Source organism: Paraburkholderia sp. BR14374 (genome assembly GCF_040948685.1).
Classification (GTDB): domain Bacteria; phylum Pseudomonadota; class Gammaproteobacteria; order Burkholderiales; family Burkholderiaceae; genus Paraburkholderia; species Paraburkholderia youngii.
In genome coordinates this window covers 50,748-68,315 of record NZ_JBFPKF010000011.1, presented here as the reverse complement: position 1 = coordinate 68,315, position 17,568 = coordinate 50,748, and the positions used below count along the sequence as shown (strand labels likewise).

The 17,568-nt window shown below is 60.1% G+C and carries 17 protein-coding genes; 12 read left to right on the top strand and 5 right to left on the bottom strand.

The window, feature by feature from the left end; translation table 11 throughout:
- The first annotated feature begins 659 nt into the window (after positions 1 to 659).
- From AB3X86_RS23840 to AB3X86_RS23820, 5 genes are all read left to right on the top strand, one after another.
- Positions 660 to 968, top strand: coding sequence for a hypothetical protein (locus tag AB3X86_RS23840; RefSeq protein ID WP_368597920.1), 309 nt, complete (start codon positions 660 to 662; stop codon positions 966 to 968).
- Positions 969 to 1,114: 146 nt separating this feature from the next.
- Positions 1,115 to 1,258, top strand: coding sequence for a hypothetical protein (locus AB3X86_RS23835; RefSeq protein ID WP_368597919.1), 144 nt, complete (start codon positions 1,115 to 1,117; stop codon positions 1,256 to 1,258).
- 11 nt (positions 1,259 to 1,269) lie between these two features.
- On the top strand, positions 1,270 to 1,773 hold the full coding sequence (locus tag AB3X86_RS23830) for a hypothetical protein (protein ID WP_368597918.1): 504 nt from the start codon (positions 1,270 to 1,272) through the stop codon (positions 1,771 to 1,773).
- Positions 1,774 to 3,130: 1,357 nt separating this feature from the next.
- A complete protein-coding gene (locus AB3X86_RS23825; protein ID WP_368597917.1) occupies positions 3,131 to 3,355 on the top strand; it encodes a hypothetical protein in 225 nt (74 codons plus the stop codon).
- Positions 3,356 to 3,368: 13 nt separating this feature from the next.
- The gene (locus AB3X86_RS23820; RefSeq protein ID WP_368597916.1) at positions 3,369 to 3,569 is read left to right on the top strand and encodes a hypothetical protein; all 201 of its coding nucleotides are present in this window, start codon (positions 3,369 to 3,371) and stop codon (positions 3,567 to 3,569) included.
- A gap of 253 nt (positions 3,570 to 3,822) precedes the next feature.
- Here the strand turns inward: AB3X86_RS23820 and AB3X86_RS23815 are convergent, their stop codons facing one another.
- From AB3X86_RS23815 to AB3X86_RS23805, 3 genes are all read right to left on the bottom strand, one after another.
- Positions 3,823 to 4,797, bottom strand: coding sequence for a ParB/RepB/Spo0J family partition protein (locus AB3X86_RS23815; RefSeq protein WP_368597915.1), 975 nt, complete (start codon positions 4,795 to 4,797; stop codon positions 3,823 to 3,825).
- Positions 4,794 to 6,005, bottom strand: a complete 1,212-nt coding sequence (locus tag AB3X86_RS23810) for a ParA family protein (RefSeq protein WP_176378527.1) — start codon at positions 6,003 to 6,005, stop codon at positions 4,794 to 4,796. Before AB3X86_RS23810 ends, AB3X86_RS23815 begins: the two co-directional genes overlap by 4 nt.
- 68 nt (positions 6,006 to 6,073) lie before the next feature.
- On the bottom strand, positions 6,074 to 6,313 hold the full coding sequence (locus tag AB3X86_RS23805; protein WP_368597914.1) for a hypothetical protein: 240 nt from the start codon (positions 6,311 to 6,313) through the stop codon (positions 6,074 to 6,076).
- Between the two features lie 738 nt (positions 6,314 to 7,051).
- Here AB3X86_RS23805 and AB3X86_RS23800 point away from each other — a divergent pair.
- Entirely contained in the window at positions 7,052 to 8,455 is a 1,404-nt protein-coding gene (locus AB3X86_RS23800; protein WP_368598023.1) for a replication initiation protein, read from the top strand.
- A gap of 128 nt (positions 8,456 to 8,583) precedes the next feature.
- Here AB3X86_RS23800 and AB3X86_RS23795 read toward each other — a convergent pair whose 3' ends face one another.
- Both AB3X86_RS23795 and AB3X86_RS23790 read right to left on the bottom strand, forming a co-directional pair.
- A complete protein-coding gene (locus tag AB3X86_RS23795) occupies positions 8,584 to 10,080 on the bottom strand; it encodes a GntP family permease (protein ID WP_368597913.1) in 1,497 nt (498 codons plus the stop codon).
- A 2-nt stretch (positions 10,081 to 10,082) separates the two neighbouring features.
- Entirely contained in the window at positions 10,083 to 11,126 is a 1,044-nt protein-coding gene (locus AB3X86_RS23790; protein WP_368597912.1) for a patatin-like phospholipase family protein, read from the bottom strand.
- A 563-nt stretch (positions 11,127 to 11,689) separates the two neighbouring features.
- Between AB3X86_RS23790 and AB3X86_RS23785 the strand changes: the two genes are divergently transcribed.
- From AB3X86_RS23785 to arcA, 6 genes are all read left to right on the top strand, one after another.
- The gene (locus AB3X86_RS23785; RefSeq protein WP_368597911.1) at positions 11,690 to 12,061 is read left to right on the top strand and encodes a GFA family protein; all 372 of its coding nucleotides are present in this window, start codon (positions 11,690 to 11,692) and stop codon (positions 12,059 to 12,061) included.
- Positions 12,058 to 12,180: a hypothetical protein gene (locus tag AB3X86_RS23780; RefSeq protein WP_260332259.1), complete on the top strand. Its 123-nt coding sequence runs from the start codon at positions 12,058 to 12,060 to the stop codon at positions 12,178 to 12,180. The genes AB3X86_RS23785 and AB3X86_RS23780 overlap by 4 nt, the downstream gene beginning before the upstream one ends.
- Before the next feature lie 7 nt (positions 12,181 to 12,187).
- A complete protein-coding gene (locus AB3X86_RS23775) occupies positions 12,188 to 12,928 on the top strand; it encodes a response regulator (RefSeq protein ID WP_176111560.1) in 741 nt (246 codons plus the stop codon).
- On the top strand, positions 12,925 to 14,268 hold the full coding sequence (locus AB3X86_RS23770; RefSeq protein WP_368597910.1) for an ATP-binding protein: 1,344 nt from the start codon (positions 12,925 to 12,927) through the stop codon (positions 14,266 to 14,268). The genes AB3X86_RS23775 and AB3X86_RS23770 overlap by 4 nt, the downstream gene beginning before the upstream one ends.
- 377 nt (positions 14,269 to 14,645) lie before the next feature.
- Positions 14,646 to 16,067, top strand: coding sequence for a basic amino acid/polyamine antiporter (locus AB3X86_RS23765; RefSeq protein WP_368597909.1), 1,422 nt, complete (start codon positions 14,646 to 14,648; stop codon positions 16,065 to 16,067).
- A 50-nt stretch (positions 16,068 to 16,117) separates the two neighbouring features.
- Positions 16,118 to 17,377 (top strand): arginine deiminase, encoded by a 1,260-nt coding sequence (gene arcA, locus AB3X86_RS23760; RefSeq protein ID WP_176111563.1) that lies wholly within the window; start codon positions 16,118 to 16,120, stop codon positions 17,375 to 17,377.
- Positions 17,378 to 17,568: the final 191 nt, after the last annotated feature.

The window sequence follows — 17,568 nt, the reverse complement described above, 5'->3', positions numbered from 1 at the left end:
CGCGGGCCGGCGATTACGAGGCTCTACAGGTTGCTCGGGGATTCATAGTGGTCCGCATTCCTTCTGTCGGACCGGCAACGTTATGCGTCGTCATTCAGGCTCCGTTGATCAGGCATCCTGTGTAACTGCCAAGCTGCTTCGCCACGCCGAAGAAACACTGTGGAAATTCACTAGTCCGCCCTGTACGGAATGGACGGCGATTCCAGCACGATCAACAGGGCGTTCATGACTTCGCGCAGTTCACTGATGGGCTGCCCGTGTCACGCGTGCGTCATTGTGCCCTTTCGCAGTTCGTCACGGGCATCATGGCCGATCCATGCGCTAGCCGTCAATCGATTCGCGACTTACGTCGGGCATATAAATTTATTCCATGGTGCGCTCGGAAAGAACGCTAGAGGTCTCAAGGACTTTGTTCGCCGAAGGAGCAGCCGTGATTAGTTAAATCGGGATTCTTTCTCATTGGAGCCAATACGCATTATGGCGAACGGCATGGGTCGCACCAGCGATTTGCCGGGCGTAGAGTCCACCGGATCCTTCATCGCGATGCGCCGCGGCGATATTCTGTCGACCGGCCGTCTGATGGAAACACCTGCCAACGCGAGCCGCTGGATTGCATCAATACCGTCTCGACCGTCGGCGGAATCAATACCGACTGGCGTTTGTCGAGCCTCGCCGAACTGTCGTTGCAGATGGCCATCACGAACACACCGGCCAACGCCTGCGAATGGAGCGACGCGCGATTCGATCTTTGGCTCAGGGCCGCGCGATTCGCGTATGCGTTTCTATTGCTGGGTGAACGCTCTGCTGGCGACCGTGCATTCGAAGATCGTCAGACCCAGGTCCGTGACCATTACAACTACGCGGTGCAAGAGCTTGCGCGCGCTGTTTCTGCGCGGCGCGCTCGCGACCGATGCTGGCAAGGACGTGCCGAGCACGCAATACATCGCAGGCTGGTCCGTTCATCTTGACCTCAGCCGGACCGGACCCGTCGCCCCGAAGGCGTGCGCGAACCGCGCGAAGTTATCCCGGCGTCGCGGCTGTCGTTCGCCGGGACGCCGACGCGGGTGGCGATGCCGATGGCGAAGGAGATGGCAATGCCGAAGCCGATAGCGGTGTGTCGTCACCGACCGCGGGACGGCCGAAGCCGGCGTCGCGCTATTTCGGCGAGATGCCGTCGCCGAACGTCACCACGTTGATCTGGTCCAGCCAGGGCACGCTCGAAGAGGTCGTGAGGATGCGCGGCTCGATCGGCTACTGAACTTCGCACCGATGCCGCACGTCGAGCGCGCCATATTTATCGCGGCATCCCACCAAGGCACACCGTTCGCGAGCAACCGGCTGTCGCGCTGGACGGCCAACCTCGTACGTCTGCCGCTTGCCCTGCTAAACGAGTTCAAGGAAGTGATGGGGACGGCGACGAACATCGAAGCGCAGGCACAGACCTTCCACGCGCCGAACAGCATCGAACAGTCGGGCGAAATCGATCCGTTGATCCGCGCGATCTCGAAGTTGCCGATCGGCCTTCACGTTTGCTTCCGTTCGATCATCGCGTGGTGCCGCGAAAGCGGGCCGCTCGAAGATTCCAACGATGGCGTCGTTCCTTATCGCAGCGCGCATCTCGCGGGCGCGCTATCGGAGAAGGCAATCATTGCCGGGCACAGCGTGCAGCAGACGCCGCGGCCGATCCTCGAGATCCGGCGGATCTTGCGTGAGGATATCGAGCAGATCGATCAGCGTGGGCGGGTTTGCGAGGAGGTGGGGTCGGCGAAGTGACGGCGGAGCAGCCGGGTGTTTTTTCGCGACGGCGTGGGCTTGGCGAGATCGATCAAGTCAGCGAAACGTTCGAATGGTCAGCGCAAGCCCTCCAATTAATTCGCTACAAATTACGTATTGGATGTTACGGATCGTTGGGTCGCGTGGGTGCATTCCTGCGTCTGGTCCGCGATGGATGGAAGTGACGGGGTATCGTGCACCAATTTGATTGATCGACGTGAAACAATGCTTCGATTAGCAGAAAAAGACCTTTTAAAACAATGAGTTATGATATATGAAAGACGTTTCCCAATGTTTCACGAGACCCCCGTTGGCGAGATCGGCTGCGGAATGGGCGGTTCGCGCTCGGATTGGCTAATACTCGGTCCTTTTTCGATATTAAGTTCGTAGAAGTTGCCCGCGTGCTCTGGTACCGTATGTTATTAGATCGTTCATGGACGACTGTGGTATGCGTTGAAGCTTGAGTTGTTGACGCGCTCGGCGATAAATAGTGGCTCGCGTTGGGGATCATGTGACGCGCAACCGTCTCGCCAATCAATGTCACAGGGAGAGCCGGCCGACGACTCTTTCCGTCCACGAAGACTTTCGCGATTGCCCCCGCCCATCCCGCCAACCATCGTCCATCGGGTTTATTGCCGATAAGCCGAGCGCTGCGATTTTGATTTCCCGCTGACCGCGTGGTCTGGCGGCGGCTCACCGAGTAGCCCCCGACATACGAGACCAGACGGAAACCATCCGTTGCAGTCTATTAGCTCATTGCTCAAGTGCTGAGCCAAACGATGATCGGCGCGGTCGCGATGCATGCCTTCGAAAACGACGAGCCGGGCATCCCGGGAGGGCGCGAGTCGATCCGCAGACTTGTCGACCGCGATTATTTATCCGAACGTGTCTTGTCACTAACAACGGGCAGAGTTTGGCTTGACGCACGAACCGTCAAATGCGTAGCGGTTGGGAGGTGTTGGCGATTGACTTCTGGCCGTCGGGCGACTGGCAGGATCTGCAATGGGACATGATTCCAGGGCAAGCTTGCGCCGCTCGAATCCGATGCGAACACCGCTGACGGTTGGTTTGATCTGCTTAAGTCTAGAGGGATCGCGCTACGAAATGCGGACATCGCCTAGCGCGGTTTTTGAGTAATAGCGGGGCTGGCTCCCGCCGCACCTTGACGTATGCCGTCTGCCCGCTGAGGGCAAGCCAAATGCACGGCCTTTCTTTGCGCGTCAGTGCATCCGGATTCCATCGCGAATCGTATGGGACGGATTTGCCGGCAGAAATGCCGCCGACTGTATGGTCGATAAGCGTTGGTGTGAGCGCCGCGTGTCCGTGGCCATAGGTGCTTTCGAACATCGGAGTGGCCGTGAAACGCGTCGACGACATTCACCAATGCGCTGTGGCCAGGAGCGCCATCGTGAACTCGACGCTTTATGGAAAAGCATTGTCGGCGTATCCCGCGATATTTCACCTGTTTGCCGGCGTCCGGTTGGCGAGCGGCGAGTCGATCTCAAGGGCAGCGATTTTTCTCATTAGCGAGAGCGAGCCGTCGATGACCAAGCGGAGGCGCGGACAAATGGCCGGATCGTAGCGGGAGGTTGAGAATGACCGTGGATGGTTTGACGGAAGACATTCTCTTTCAAAGGAGAGATAGCTGGCCCACCATTCCAGCCGTCATGTGGCCATCGAACGATTTTGGCTGTGCCTCCGACAATATGACCCATCAGCGAATCGGTGGAAGCCAGCTCACCGATTGCCTCAAAAATTCCGGGTCAATGGCGGGCTCGCTCATGTTCAGCAGCTGACCAGCAACCAGCTCTTGCAAGATTGCCCCGCGAAGGCACTACTACGCGAGTCTCCCCGTGAACCGCCGAAGGCGCAATGAATGTCCGTCCGCACGGGGGCGGCGCTCTGATATCGACGTCGGTTTGCGCCGGCATGAATGTCTAGAGTCTAGACACTCGGGTGGACGCTGATGCGTGTCAGCGGACCATTTTGGCTGGCCGAAAAAAAGCCCGCACTTGGCGGGCCTTTCTACACTACGAATCAGACATCAAATCAACTCGTTTTCGGCTGCGACTGAAACATCTGTCCGATCAACTGTCGTATCTGAACTTCTTGCGCCTCGGTGATCACCCCGGTCTTGATCTTGATCGTGAAATTGCTGACATCCTTCGTGATGCTTCCAGCGTGCTCTCGCCCCGCGAAAAACTTCTCGATGCTGCGTCCGCTGGTACCAGCCGACGTCGTCTGCCGGGTCGCCAAGGCAGTGATTGCCGCCGCGGCCTTGCCTTGATCCATTTCGCCTCTCACCAACAGCGGCCAAATTTCACGAGCCGCTCTAACCCCATCCTCGCCGTGCTTTTTGATGGCCGCCCCGATTGCTTGCGCAGCAGTCCCGCCCAAGAGTCGCGGTTGAATATCGAGATCTTTCTTGATGAAGTCCGGCAGATTATCGAACGATAAGAACTGGTACAGACCCGCCCGAGACAAGCCCATCGCTTCCGCCAGTCGCTTGCGATTCGGAAACTCCGCTTCCGATCGACGGATCGCAACGCCGATTTCATAGTCAGTAAGGTCGTCGCGGCTGATGTTTTCGACCATCGCCAGCACGGCCATATCCGAGTCGGAGCAATCCGCGACGACTGCCTTGATGGTGTCCTGCCCCAGCATCTTGTGCGCACGCCAACGCCGTTCACCAGCGACGATCTGATAGTCGTCGGCGACACGACGGACCACGATCGGCTGCATCAGCCCAACTTCCCGGATCGACTCCGCAAGCTCGGCCAACTTTGCTTCGTTGAACACGCGGCGCGGCTGCCACGGGTTCGGCAAGATCCCCGCAACCGGCAGTTGCGATGCGACGCCGGTCGATTCCAATTCCTGCACGCGAAGCTGCGCAACGGCCAGCGCGCCGGCAAGGCCGGGCGCCGTTTGCGTGCGGTTGCTGCGCTTCACCTCGTCCTCGTTGATCGACGAAGTTTTGCGAATGCCGGACGTCTTGGCCAGCAACTGTTCTCGCATATTGCTCATTGCGCGTTCCTCCATTTTTCCGAATAGATCTCGTCGATCCAGCGACAGTAGTCGACGAGAGGCTGCCGCACGCGTTGCAGCGACTTGGCCGCGCTGTGATTGCTGCTAATGTCGAAGACGGTCGAGAACGCCAACGCCCCGGTGCTCATCACCGAGCTCGCCGGTACCTCGATCGAATGCAACCAGTTTTCGTACGCGCTTTGCGCCCACGCACGTACGATCGGCGCCGACGAGTTCCGCCCATAATCGACCCGCGATAACACCAGCGATACAAAGTCGTATTTCTTTTCCTTCTCGAATTTGATGAAGCTTTTGGACACGTCTGAGAAGAGTCGCCAGAACGACAGCGAGCTGATGAAGTCCAGGTTTTCCGGCACCATCGGCATCACCATGGCATCCGCGGCCATCAGCGCGTTCAGATTGAGGTACGACAGCGACGGCGACGTATCCATCAGAATGTAGTCGTACTTCTTGCGCAGCGGCTCGAGCCCTTGGCGCAGCACGGTCCAGAAACGAAAACCTGGCCGAATCTTTTGCATCGCCGGCAGATGGAACTCTGCTCCGATCAGTTCCGTATGCGCGGGAATCACGTCGATGCCATCCCAGTACGTCGACTGAATCCGCCCCTCGAGGCCGCCCTCGATGTCCTGGTCGTAGACATACGGCAATACCGTATCTTCAGGCGACACGTCTTTTTCCGCGTACAGTCCGCACAGTTCCGAGAGCGACGCCTGCGGATCGAGATCGACCACCAACACTTTCCGCCCCCGTAGCGACAGCCCTTGGGCAAGGCACATCGTCGTAGTCGTCTTGGCGGAACCGCCTTTGAGCTGCGCGGTGATGATGATCTTCCCGTCTGGTTCCTTCAGACGAGTGACCAGCGGAGTCTGGTAGATGTCGGAAATCTTTTGTACCCAGATCCGCGCTTCTTCCAGCGTGAAGGTCCGGGTGCGGCCGGTGCCGGCCGCCGTGCCCGAAGGCAGTTCTCCGTCGCCTTTTGTTGCGAGATACTGAACCTGCGAGTGCGAGATGTTGCACATCTCGGCAATCTCGCCTGTCTTGAAGACGGGAGCCGTTTTTCGAGGACGTGGAGCCAGAATCGTGTCACGCAGCTCATTAGTGAAAATGGTGACTTTTTCTGCGAACTCACTGATCTGCTCAAAGTGAACGGTTCGGTCTACGGCAGGAAGTTGGCTCGTTCTGACCATTCTGAGGTTTATCCATAAAATTCCAGAAACCTCAGAATACAGGAAATACTTGAAAATAGCTTTTTAAATTACTGTTTTAAATGTAGATTTTCTGAAAATTTCCATGTTTTCGCAGCGTTTTCGGTGGCGGAACTGTCGTCGAAACGAAACAGGCCCAGAAACACCGCGTGCTCGAGGGCACAAATGACCTCACCTTCCCTGTAATAGGCCCAGCCGACTCGGCGAATCTGCTCAAAACTTAAGCACTGGGTGAGGTCATTTGTGCACTTTCTCATTTCCGCGAAGCCCAATCCGGCGAATTGCAGCACAACGGACCTCACCATTATCAGTTTTGTAGCCACCTTCCGGCCAGCGCTCCATCCGCTTGCAGCGCAAAAGCACAATCAACCTCACCTAGCACCGCTGATTTCCGCCGGCCACAGGCGGCCAGCCCGAGCCCAAGACGTCACCAATCCTTGCAGTTCACCGTAAAAGCACAACCAACCTCACCTTGTTTACGCCCCCGTCCATAAGCTCCCAGGCATCGCACAATCGACCTCACCATGCTGCATTGCGCAATCTTCACGTCAATTTGCTGCGTGCTCCCAGTTGGTAGGTTTTTTTAAACCGAGAACAAACCCACAAACCTACATACCAAAACGATCTTCAATTCATTCAACGGCTTAGGTCCGAAAAGGTGAGGTGTGTTGTGTCGAAGGTGAGGTTCGCTGTGCTGAAAGGTGCGGTTGGCTGTGCAGCAAGGTGAGACCAATTCCCCAGCAAGGTGCGGTTCCATGTGTTTGACTGTGCGTCGAATTCCGAAGGTGAGGTGGGTTGTGCATCTGCAGGAAATGAAGGTCGGATGGGCCGTCCCATAAGGCTTCGCCGCGCGGAAGTCCCTCTAGCAAGGTGAGGTTCCTTGTGTAGATGGTGAGGTTCTGTGTGCCAAATCGCGGAATGGCGAAAAAGTGGCCACCGCCGCCGTCGTTGTGATGGTGAGGTTCTGTGTGTTGACAGCTCACCACCGCATGCTTACAGTCCCGGGAGCTAAAAAGTGGATGAAGAACATGGCCGCGGACAATCCGGAAGAGGGCAAGTCGAGAGCGACGTCACGCCAGATGGCGCTCGCGCTGTTCGAAGACATGTTCGATCAGGGATTGCGCATCAACGAGGCCAATCGCGAGATCGGTTATCAGCGCAACGATTTCTTCACCGAGATCGTCAACATGGGACTGCCGGCGCGGCGTTTTCTCGATGCCGCGTACTTCATCGTCGCGCAGGAGCCCGAGCAGCGCGATCAGTACGACGTCGAACTCAACTACTTCAAGTGGCTGATGCGCTACGATAGCCGCAACCTGAAGCATTTGCGGACGATCGCCGACGAAGCTCAGAACGCGAAAGTTCGCGTGACGAATACGCCCGCGGACCGCGATCCCAGTGAAGACGACCTGTGGGTGCAGGTCCAACTGATCGGTATGGTCGGCTTTCATCGCGGGCGTATGCGTTTCGACGTCCATCCACGGCTCGTGCCGCATATCCGCGATCCGCAGAAATCTCACTGGCTGAGCTTGCGCATTTCCACCGCGTTCACGCGCAGTCTCGCGCGCGCGATCTACGACAAGGTTTTGCCCAACGTTCCCGCAGGACGCACCGACTGGATCCAGCTCGAGGAAATGCGCAACTGGCCCGGCAAAATGGGCGCGAACGCCGCCATCTTCAAATACTTCAAGCGCGATTGGCTCGAACCGGCGGTGCGCGAGATCAACGAAGTGTCGGACGTCGAGATGTCCTACGAGACGCGGACTGAATCCACCACGTCGAAGAAAATCGACCGCATCCGCTTCCTGCTCAAGCGTAAGGACACAGCCGACGCGGTACTCGCGAGCCTCGCCGACGCGAGCCATCTGTACAAGATTCTCACCGACGAGTTCGGGCTGTCGACCAAGCAGTTCAGCGAGATTTCGGAGAACCGCGAACTGTGGACCGACGAACGCATTCAGCAGGCCGTCGAATACACGCGTTTCCGAATCAAGCGCGGCCAGGTCAAGAAGAGTCCCGCGGGCTATTTGATGCGCGCGCTACGCGACAACTGGAAGATCTCCGACGCCGAGCGCACGATGGTCGACGTGCAAGCCAAACTGCTCGCGGACGAGGCGCAGGAACAGGCAGCCAAGACCGAAACGAGAAAAACCCTGGCGAACAGCATCGCGACGCGTGAAGAAGAAGTGCGTGCGCGCATGAACGAGGATTCGCGCAAGGGCCGCGATCATTTCAACGCCGCCGATGCGAAGACGCGCAAGGAACTGATGCATGCGTGGACGACATCGCGCGAAGGCAAGCTGATGCTGCGTCGGATGAAGCTCGAACCGTCGACGGTCACCGAAGATGCGATCCTCGCGAATACGGAGCTGGTCTGGTATCTGGGGCAGTTCGTGTTCGGCCGGATGAATGCGGCGCGCGCGGCAGCGTGAAGTGAGCGGCTAGTCAGCAGGCAAGCAATCCAGACTCGGCCGAGCAGCAACAGGAAAGGGGCCTTGCACTGACGAACAACAACAACGTCAGCGCAAGACCCCTCGATACTTTAGAAAGCACAAAGCCCTCAGAACGTGCCAACCAGCGAGCCCAACACGATCACCACAACCAGCGCGAGCAACGCGCCGAGAATCGCGACCATCACGATGTCGCGATAGCTCTCACGATGGTTCGAGCCGCATACCGCAAGCAGCGTCACGACCGCGCCATTGTGCGGCAGGCTGTCGAGTGTCCCGGAGGACATCACGGCGACCCGATGCAGCAGCGCGGGGTCGATGCCGTGTTGCGCGGCCAGTTGAAGATAGGTGCCGCCGAGCGCGTCGAGCGCGATCGTGAGACCGCCTGAAGCCGAACCAGTCAATCCCGCGAGCAGGTTCGTGGCGACAGCGAGCGATACGAGCGGACCACCGCCGACGCTGAGCACCCATTCGCGCACGAGCGCGAACGCGGGCAACGCGGCAATCACCGCGCCATAGCCGACCAGACTGCCGACGTTGAGCACAGGCAGCACCGATGCATTCGCGCCCGCGTCGATCGTCTCGCGCAGCGCCGGCAGGCGGCGCCGATTGAGCAGCACGAGCAGCACGATCGCGACGACGAGCGCCACGCACACGCCCCACACTCCGGCGACTGCCGAAAGCGACGTCTCACCCCAACGGACTTCGGCCAGATAGTCCGCGTCGATGCGCGGCAGCACGATCACGTTCATCACGAAGTTCGTCAGCACGACGAGCACGAGCGGCGCGAGCGCGACGCCGAACGACGGCAGATCCTCGCTGACGTGCCCGCGTTTCGCTTCCTCTGGGTCGAAACTCTGCGAGACGCTCGCGCGTTCGCGCACGAGATTGTCGCTGGCCGGCGCCCCGGCGGATTTCACCGCCGCGTTGAGTCCGTCGAATCCTTCGTTGGCCGCCTTCGCGCGCGATTGCTGCAAGGACAACCACCACAGCCCGAACGCCACCATCACGATACTCGCGACGACGCCGAGGCCGGGCGCCGCAAACGGCGTCGTACCAAAGAACGGCATCGGGATCGCGTTCTGGATCGCCGGTGTGCCCGGCAGCGCGGACATCGTGAACGTCTGCGTGCCGAGCGCGATCGCGGCCGGCATCAGACGGCGCGGGATATCGGCGGCCTGGAATAGGGCGGTGGCCATCGGCGCGAGCACGAAGAACGCGACGAAGAGGCTGACACCGCCATAGGTGACGAGCGCGCCACCGATCACGACGGCGAGAATCGCCCGATGCGCGCCAAGCTTATCGGTCATGTAACTGGCGATCGCCTTCACGGAGCCGCTGTCTTCCATCAGCTTGCCGAACAGCGCGCCGAGCAGGAACAACGGAAAGAACTGCGCGAGAAAGCGCGCGGCGCTGAGCATGAAGGTCTGGGTCCAGTGCGCGAGAATCGGTTCGCCAGAAATCGCGGCGGCCAGCATCGCGGCGAACGGCGCGAGCAGCAGCACGGTCCATCCGCGGTATGCGAAGGCGATCAGCAGCGCGAGACTCGCGAGCATGCCAAAGAGTCCGAGACCGATCGCGAGCGGGGACACGGTGATGACTTCCATGGTCAGACTCCGTCGAGCAACGCGTCGAGATCCAGCGAGGAGCGCACGCCGATCGAATCGGCGTGCTCGATGAGGAACGCGTCCGCGGCGCGTCGGCCTTCGTCGCGCAGCATCGTCAGAAAGCTCCACTCGGCGTTCAGTTTCGACGAGTAGCCGAGTTCGGTCATCACCTCGCTCGAGATCCGATGGATCCGCATCGCCGCCCAATGGCGGCCTTCGTCGCTGCCGGCGTCCGCGGCGCGCCGCAGCAGCGCGATCATGCGCAGCTCTTTCAGCAGTGGCGCGTTGAAGGCGACTTCGTTCAGGCGGCTGATGATGTCGCGCGCCGTGCGTGGTGTTTCATCCCGCACGACGGGATTGACCTGAATCAGCAGCGTATCGCTCGACGTGCATTCGCGTACCAGCGGCGTGATGGTCGGATTCCCGGCGTAGCCGCCGTCCCAGTAGTATTCACCGTCTATCTGCACGGCCTGGAACAGCGTGGGCAGGCAGCCGGAGGCGAGCAGCACGTCGGGCGTCAGGTCGCCATTGCGAAACACACGCGCCTGGCCCGTGCGCACGCGCGTCGCTGTGATGAACAGCTTGATCGGCGCGTCGCGCAGATGCCCGAAATCGATCGAGTCCTGCAGAATCTTCGCCAGCGGATGGACGCCGCGCGGGTTCAGGTCGTACGGAGAAAACAGCCGCGCCGCGAGGTCCATCGCGATGAAGAACGGCGAGTAGTCGAGCGTCCAGCGACCCATCAATACGTCGAACGGGCTGCGGCGAAACGGGCTGTACATTGACGCTTCGAATACTCGCCGCCAGAACGCTTCGAGCGCGGCGCGCGCGCCGGCCGCGCCGCTCACCTGGTAGCCGCTTACCAGCACCGCGGCGTTCATCGCGCCAGCCGACGTACCCGATATCCCTTCGATCTGCAGCCACGACTCTTCGAGCAAACGGTCGAGGACGCCCCATGTAAAAGCACCGTGCGAACCGCCACCCTGCAATGCGAGATCGATAAGGGCGGGTTCGCGGCGAGACGGTTGGTTTTTTCTTGCAGCCAAGACGACTCCCGTGATGAGGAGTGCTCCATTTCGAGCTGACGCCGCATGCGCGGCGGACGAATGAACCGCTGGCCAATGCTTTGAATTACCGAATGACGTGAGGCGTGTTTCAGAGGTGAGGCATCGCACTGCACCATTGGTATTGGAAGTGGCTAGTGATTAAATGTCAAGCGTATTCGAGGCGCCGCGCGACTGTGCCTGGCAATGCCGGCCAGTCAAGCGGGACAGAGAAAGCCGGTTGGTCACGCCGAGGTCAACAACAGTGTGTAAGGAGGCCGGCTGGCGCGCCCCACCGAGGCGCTCACATAATCATGGATAAGCGGAGTATCTTTGCAGGGGGAGCGCGACAATGCGGCGGCAATGAATCAACCCGCATTATCCGTTTTGCGCGTGCCGCTCAAATGCTAATTCGCGCGCGCTTAAACTTCGCTGTTTCGCCTTGCGCTAATTGCCACGGCTTATTGCAATGTAATGTATCGTCTCGGCGGCCGGATACATTACGACATAATTCGACTGATGAACCAGGCTATAAAAGCAGGCATCGTCAAATCACGGAGATCATCATGAGCGCCGGGTTGCTGCAAGGGTCCTGTCACTGCGGGGCCGTCAAGTTCCAAGTTCGCACCGAAATCGTTCCCGCCGGCCGCTGCAACTGCAGCCTGTGCCGCCGCAAGGGCGCGCTGATGACGCCGCTCTTTCGCGCGAGTCAACTGAAGATTCTGAGCGGCGAGGATTCGCTGACGCTGTACCAGTTCAACACGAAGGTCGCGAAACACTACTTCTGCAAGCATTGCGGCATCTATCCTTTTCATCAGACGCGCAGGGATCCGCTGCAATGGCGCGTCAATATCGGCTGCCTCGACGGGGTCGATCCTTATGCGCTCGAAGCCAGCGTGGCCGACGGCGCGAGTCTTTCCGTGCTGGAGGACGCATGAAACGCCTGTTTGCCATCGCCGTGTTCGTCGTGGGCGGCTTCGCGGCGGAACTCGCGCATCCGTTGCAGTGTTCACTGATCCAATCGAGCGGCGTGCAACTCAAACGCCGCGGCGGATAATCGTTCGATGGAAACCTCCGACCACGTACTGATCGTCGACGACGATCGCGGTATCCGCGAACTGCTCGCGGGATACCTCGAGAAAAACGGCGTGCGCGTCACGCTCGCGGCCAATGGCCGCCAGATGCGCGCCGCGCTCGAGAACGGCGCGCCCGACCTGATCGTGCTCGACCTGATGCTGCCCGGCGAAGACGGCCTCGTGCTGTGCCGCGAGCTGCGCGCGGGCAAGTTCCGCGCGGTGCCGATTCTGATGCTGACGGCGCGCAGCGAGGAAGCGGACCGGATCGTCGGGCTCGAAATGGGCGCCGACGACTACCTGACCAAACCGTTCGCCGCACGCGAGCTGCTCGCGCGAATCCGCTCGGTGCTGCGCCGCGCGCGCATGCTGCCGCCCGGCATGGAAGTGACGGAGTCGGCGCCGATGCTGTGCTTCGGCGACTGGCGGCTCGACACGACCGCGCGCCATCTGCTCGACGCGGACGGCACCGAAGTGGCGTTGAGCGGCGCGGAGTACCGTCTATTGCGCGTGTTTCTCGATCACCCGCAGCGCGTGCTCACGCGCGACCAGCTGCTGAACCTGACCCAGGGACGCCAGGCCGATCCGTTCGACCGCTCGATCGATCTGATGGTGAGCCGCCTGCGTCAGCGCCTGCGCGACGGCGCGCGCGAGCCGCGCTACATCAAGACGCTGCGCAGCGAGGGCTATGTGTTTTCGGCAGCGGTCACCGCGATCGGAGATCCGCAATGAACGTTTCTGCGTCGCCGTCGTTGCTGCGCTGGCCGCATTGGCCGCGCACGCTGTTCGCGCGGCTCGCGGTGATTCTGTTCGTCGGGCTCGCGCTCGCGCAGGCGCTGTCGTTCTGGCTCACGATGACCGAGCGCGACCAGACGATGACCGGCATCATGATGGGCTACATCGAGCGTGAGGTGGCGAGCTCGGTCGCGCTGCTCGACCATCTGCCGCCCGACGAACGCGCCCAATGGCTGCCTCGCCTTGCGCGGCGCAGCTACGAGTTCGTGCTCGGACCGGGCGTGCCCGGCGCACCGGTCGACGCAAGCCTGTCGGCGCGCGTCGCGCAATCGATCGGCGACGGCATCGGCACGCGCTATCCGTTGACCGTCAACGCGGTACCAGGCGATCGCGAGCGTCTGCAGGTGCACCTGAAACTGAGCGACGGCACGCCGCTCACCATCGACCTGCGGCCGATGCCCGGCGCACCGTTGTCGCGCTGGCTGCCGCTCGTGCTGACGCTGCAGCTGCTCGTGCTCGCCGCCTGCTGCTGGCTGGCGGTGCGGCTCGCGACGCGCCCGCTCAATCAGCTCGCTGTCGCGGCCGACACGCTCGGCCCCGACCTGAAGGCCGACCGTCTGCCCGAAGCCGGCCCGTCCGAAGTGGCGCGCGCCGCGCGCGCGTTCAACGCGATGCAGGATCGGATCGCCACGTACATGACCGAGCGCATGCAGATTCTCGCGGCGATTTCGCACGATCTGCAGACACCGATCACGCGCATGCGTCTGCGCGTCGACACGATGGACGACGACAGCGAAGCCGCGAAGCTGCGCCAGGACCTGCAGGAAATGGAGGCGCTGGTCAAGGAAGGGGTCACCTATGCGCGCACGATGCACGGCACGGCCGAAGTGCCACGCCGCATCGATCCCGATGCACTGTTCGATAGCCTCGTCTGCGATTACGTGGACGCCGGTCAGCAAGTGTCGCTGCAGGGCCAGTTCGGCCAGTCGCTGAGGTTGCGTCCACAGGCGTTGAAGCGCATCGTCGGCAATCTGGTCGATAACGCGCTGAGGTACGCCGGCGCCGCACAGATCGAGATCGGCGCGTTGCACGATGGCGAGGCGACCGTGTCGGTGCTCGATCGCGGTCCCGGCATTCCGGCCGAGTCGCTGGAGACGGTGTTCGAGCCGTTCGTGCGACTCGAAGATTCGCGCAATCGTCAAACGGGCGGCACAGGGCTGGGGCTCGCAATCGCGCGGCAACTCGCGCTCGCGATGGACGCGACGCTCACGCTGCACAACCGCGTTGGCGGCGGCCTCGAAGCGCGGCTGACGTTGAGGAAGTTGCGCGAGTCATAGTTGGACCCAATCCCCGCCACTGCGAAAGCGTCATCGGGTTTGGACCATTGATGACGTTCGCGCGTCATTCCGAGCTGTCGCTCAGCTGCTTATCAGTAGTTCTGAGCGACCACATTTTCAGCTCGCTTCAGCGATTCCCCATCATTCGAGAAAACCGCGTTGGTGATGCGACACGTCGCATCATTGTTAAATCATCGATATTGAATGCGACTTATCGATGCACGCGGCGATAAATTGACAAACGTCAACGGACAGACCATTCTTTTCGTGTGGTGGTTGCAGAGTAACGCGGCTGATCGACAGCAAGATTGGCCGAGAGACACGTTTCGTTCGAATCTGATTACAGATCCGTGTTGGGTCACTAAAAAGGAATCCGAATGGCGTCCACTCCACAAAAGCTTTCAAAAATGCAACTCACCGGGATGGTCGTGGGCGGCATGGTCGGAGCCGGGATATTTTCCCTACCGCGTACCTTCGCCGACGCCACGGGTCCGCTGGGCGCCTTGATCGCATGGCTGATTGCGGGCACGGGCATGTATATGCTGGCGCGCGTGTTTCAGACGCTGGCGGAAAGAAAGCCAGAACTGGACGCCGGCGTGTTTGCGTATGCGAGAGCGGGCTTTGGCGACTATCCGGGCTTTCTTTCCGCATTTGGCTACTGGATCAGCAGTTGTATCGGCAATGTTTCTTACTGGGTGCTGATCAAGTCGACACTCGGCGCATTTTTTCCGGTGTTCGGCGACGGTAATACGGTCGTCGCGATCGTCGTTGCTTCGATCGGCATCTGGCTATTTCATTACATGATCCTGAAAGGCGTGCAGCAGGCGGCCTTCATCAACAGTATTGTTACGGTCGCCAAGATCATTCCGATTCTGGTGTTCATTCTGATCCTGTTGTTCGGCTTTCGGATGGACCTGTTCCAGGCCAACCTCTACGGCGGCGGTCTCGAAGGCAATATCTTCGAGCAGGTGCGGGCCACGATGCTGGTCACCGTGTTCGTGTTTATCGGCATCGAAGGGGCGAGCGTTTATTCCCGTTATGCAAAGAAGCGCTCCGACGTCGGGCAATCGACGATATTCGGCTTCGTCGTCGTCACCTCGCTGATGGTGCTCGTGACGATGCTGCCTTATGCGGTGCTCGAGCGCGTGGACATTGCGGCGATGCGGCAGCCGTCGATGTCTGCGGTGCTCGAAGCGGTGGTCGGTCACTGGGGCGCCGTTTTCGTCAGCGTAGGTCTGCTGATTTCGGTGCTCGGCGCTTATCTGGCCTGGTCGTTGATCTGCGCCGAAGTGTTGTTCTCGGCGGCGAGGACCGAAGACATGCCTGCGATCTTCGGCAAGGAAAACATCAACAAGACGCCGGCTAATGCATTGTGGCTGACCAACATCGTGGTGCAGTTGCTCGTCATCAGCACGTACTTCTCGCGCGACGCATTCGCGCTGATGTTGAATCTGACGAGCGCGATGTCGTTGATTCCGTACCTGCTCGTCGCGGTGTTCGGATGCATGAACGCGAATCGCGGCGACGGTTACGACCTTCGCGCCGACGAGCGCCGGCGCGACCTGATCATGGCCGCGATCGCCGTGATCTATACCGCATTCATGATCTTCGCGGGCGGCCTGAAATTCATTCTGCTTGCCGCGGTGCTGTACGCGCCCGGCACAGCTCTTTATTTTTGGGCGCGACGAGAGCAGAGCAAGAACGTTTTCATCATTTCCGATTGGTTCATCTTTACCGTCATCGTCATTGGCGCGATCATCGGCATCTACGCCCTCGTAACCGGAAGGATCACAATCTAACGACATCAGATTCAACAGAGTGGGTCACCACTGATATTCAGGAGGTCATCATGGCGAACACGGACGCGAAAGCGGGTGAATTGGGCGTCTACTCGGAAGTCGGGCAGCTGCGCAAAGTGATGGTCTGCGCACCGGGGCTCGCGCATCAGCGTCTTACCCCGAGCAATTGCGATGAACTGCTGTTCGACGACGTACTGTGGGTCGAGAACGCGAAGCGCGACCACTTCGACTTCGTCACGAAGATGCGCGACCGTGGCGTCGAAGTGGTGGAGATGCACAATCTGCTCTCCGAAACGGTCGCGGTGCACGAAGGCAAGAAATGGATTCTGGACAACCAGGTGGTGCCGAACCAGGTCGGCCTCGGCTTTATCGATGAATTGAGGAGCTATCTGGAAGGGCTCGACAATCGCAAGCTGGCCGAAACGCTGATTGGCGGGCTATCCACGCACGACTTCCCGGAAGCGCACGGCGGCAAGGCGCTGGAAGTTGCGAAGGAAGCGGCGGGCGGTACCGAATATCTGCTGCCGCCGTTGCCGAACACGCTGTACACGCGCGACACGACCTGCTGGATCTACGGCGGCGTCACGCTGAATGCGCTGTACTGGCCGGCCCGTCACGAAGAGACGATCCTGACCACGGCGATCTACAAGTTCCACCCCGACTTCGCGGGCAAGGTCAACGTGTGGTGGGGCGATCCGACCCAGGATCACGGTCTCGCCACGCTGGAAGGCGGCGACGTGATGCCGATCGGCAAGGGCGTCGTGCTGATCGGCATGAGCGAGCGCACTTCGCGTCAGGCCATCAGTCAACTGGCGGCAACGCTGTTCAAGAAGGGCGCGGCCGAGCGCGTGATCGTCGCGGCGATGCCGAAGATTCGCGCGGCGATGCACCTCGATACCGTGTTCACGTTCGCCGATCGCGATTGCGTGCTGGTGGCCCCGGACTTCATGGCGAAGACGCGCACCTATTCGTATCGGCCGAGCAGTCATCCGAGTGGCGTCGAATTGCACGCCGAAAACAAGCCGTTCACCGATGTCGTCGCCGAGGCGCTCGGGCTCAAGCATCTGCGCGTAGTCGAGGCGGGCGGCAGCGACTATCAGCGCGAGCGCACGCAGTGGGATAGCGGTGCGAACCTCGTGTGCGCGGCGCCGGGCGTCGTCTATGCATACGACCGCAACACGTACACGAACACGCTTTTGCGCAAGCAGGGCATCGAGGTGATTACCATCGTCGGTGCGGAGCTGGGCCGTGGACGTGGCGGCGGTCACTGCATGACCTGCCCGATCATTCGCGATGCGGTCGACTATTGATCAGCCAGGTGGTCCGGCTTGAAGTCGAACTTCCTTTTACTATACTTTTTAACGACTTAGAGGCAGGCCTGAAATATCGAATTTGGCATCTCGCGATTTGCAAGGATTACGTTCGATAGACCAGCGTTCGCTGCAATGAAGTTCGAGTTAATGAATCTGCGAGTAGCTGGACGATTACTTTTCACGTCAAT

What these genes read in the sequence shown, in the direction of transcription:
- AB3X86_RS23830 (WP_368597918.1), top strand. Translation starts at nt 1,270, where the DNA reads ATGCCGCACGTCGAGCGCGCCATATTTATCGCGGCATCCCACCAAGGC.
- AB3X86_RS23820 (WP_368597916.1), top strand. Translation starts at nt 3,369, where the DNA reads ATGACCGTGGATGGTTTGACGGAAGACATTCTCTTTCAAAGGAGAGAT.
- AB3X86_RS23815 (WP_368597915.1), bottom strand. Translation starts at nt 4,797, where the DNA reads ATGAGCAATATGCGAGAACAGTTGCTGGCCAAGACGTCCGGCATTCGC.
- AB3X86_RS23810 (WP_176378527.1), bottom strand. Translation starts at nt 6,005, where the DNA reads ATGGTCAGAACGAGCCAACTTCCTGCCGTAGACCGAACCGTTCACTTT.
- AB3X86_RS23800 (WP_368598023.1), top strand. Translation starts at nt 7,052, where the DNA reads ATGGCCGCGGACAATCCGGAAGAGGGCAAGTCGAGAGCGACGTCACGC.
- AB3X86_RS23795 (WP_368597913.1), bottom strand. Translation starts at nt 10,080, where the DNA reads ATGGAAGTCATCACCGTGTCCCCGCTCGCGATCGGTCTCGGACTCTTT.
- AB3X86_RS23785 (WP_368597911.1), top strand. Translation starts at nt 11,690, where the DNA reads ATGAGCGCCGGGTTGCTGCAAGGGTCCTGTCACTGCGGGGCCGTCAAG.
- AB3X86_RS23780 (WP_260332259.1), top strand. Translation starts at nt 12,058, where the DNA reads ATGAAACGCCTGTTTGCCATCGCCGTGTTCGTCGTGGGCGGCTTCGCG.
- AB3X86_RS23775 (WP_176111560.1), top strand. Translation starts at nt 12,188, where the DNA reads ATGGAAACCTCCGACCACGTACTGATCGTCGACGACGATCGCGGTATC.
- AB3X86_RS23770 (WP_368597910.1), top strand. Translation starts at nt 12,925, where the DNA reads ATGAACGTTTCTGCGTCGCCGTCGTTGCTGCGCTGGCCGCATTGGCCG.
- AB3X86_RS23765 (WP_368597909.1), top strand. Translation starts at nt 14,646, where the DNA reads ATGGCGTCCACTCCACAAAAGCTTTCAAAAATGCAACTCACCGGGATG.
- arcA (WP_176111563.1), top strand. Translation starts at nt 16,118, where the DNA reads ATGGCGAACACGGACGCGAAAGCGGGTGAATTGGGCGTCTACTCGGAA.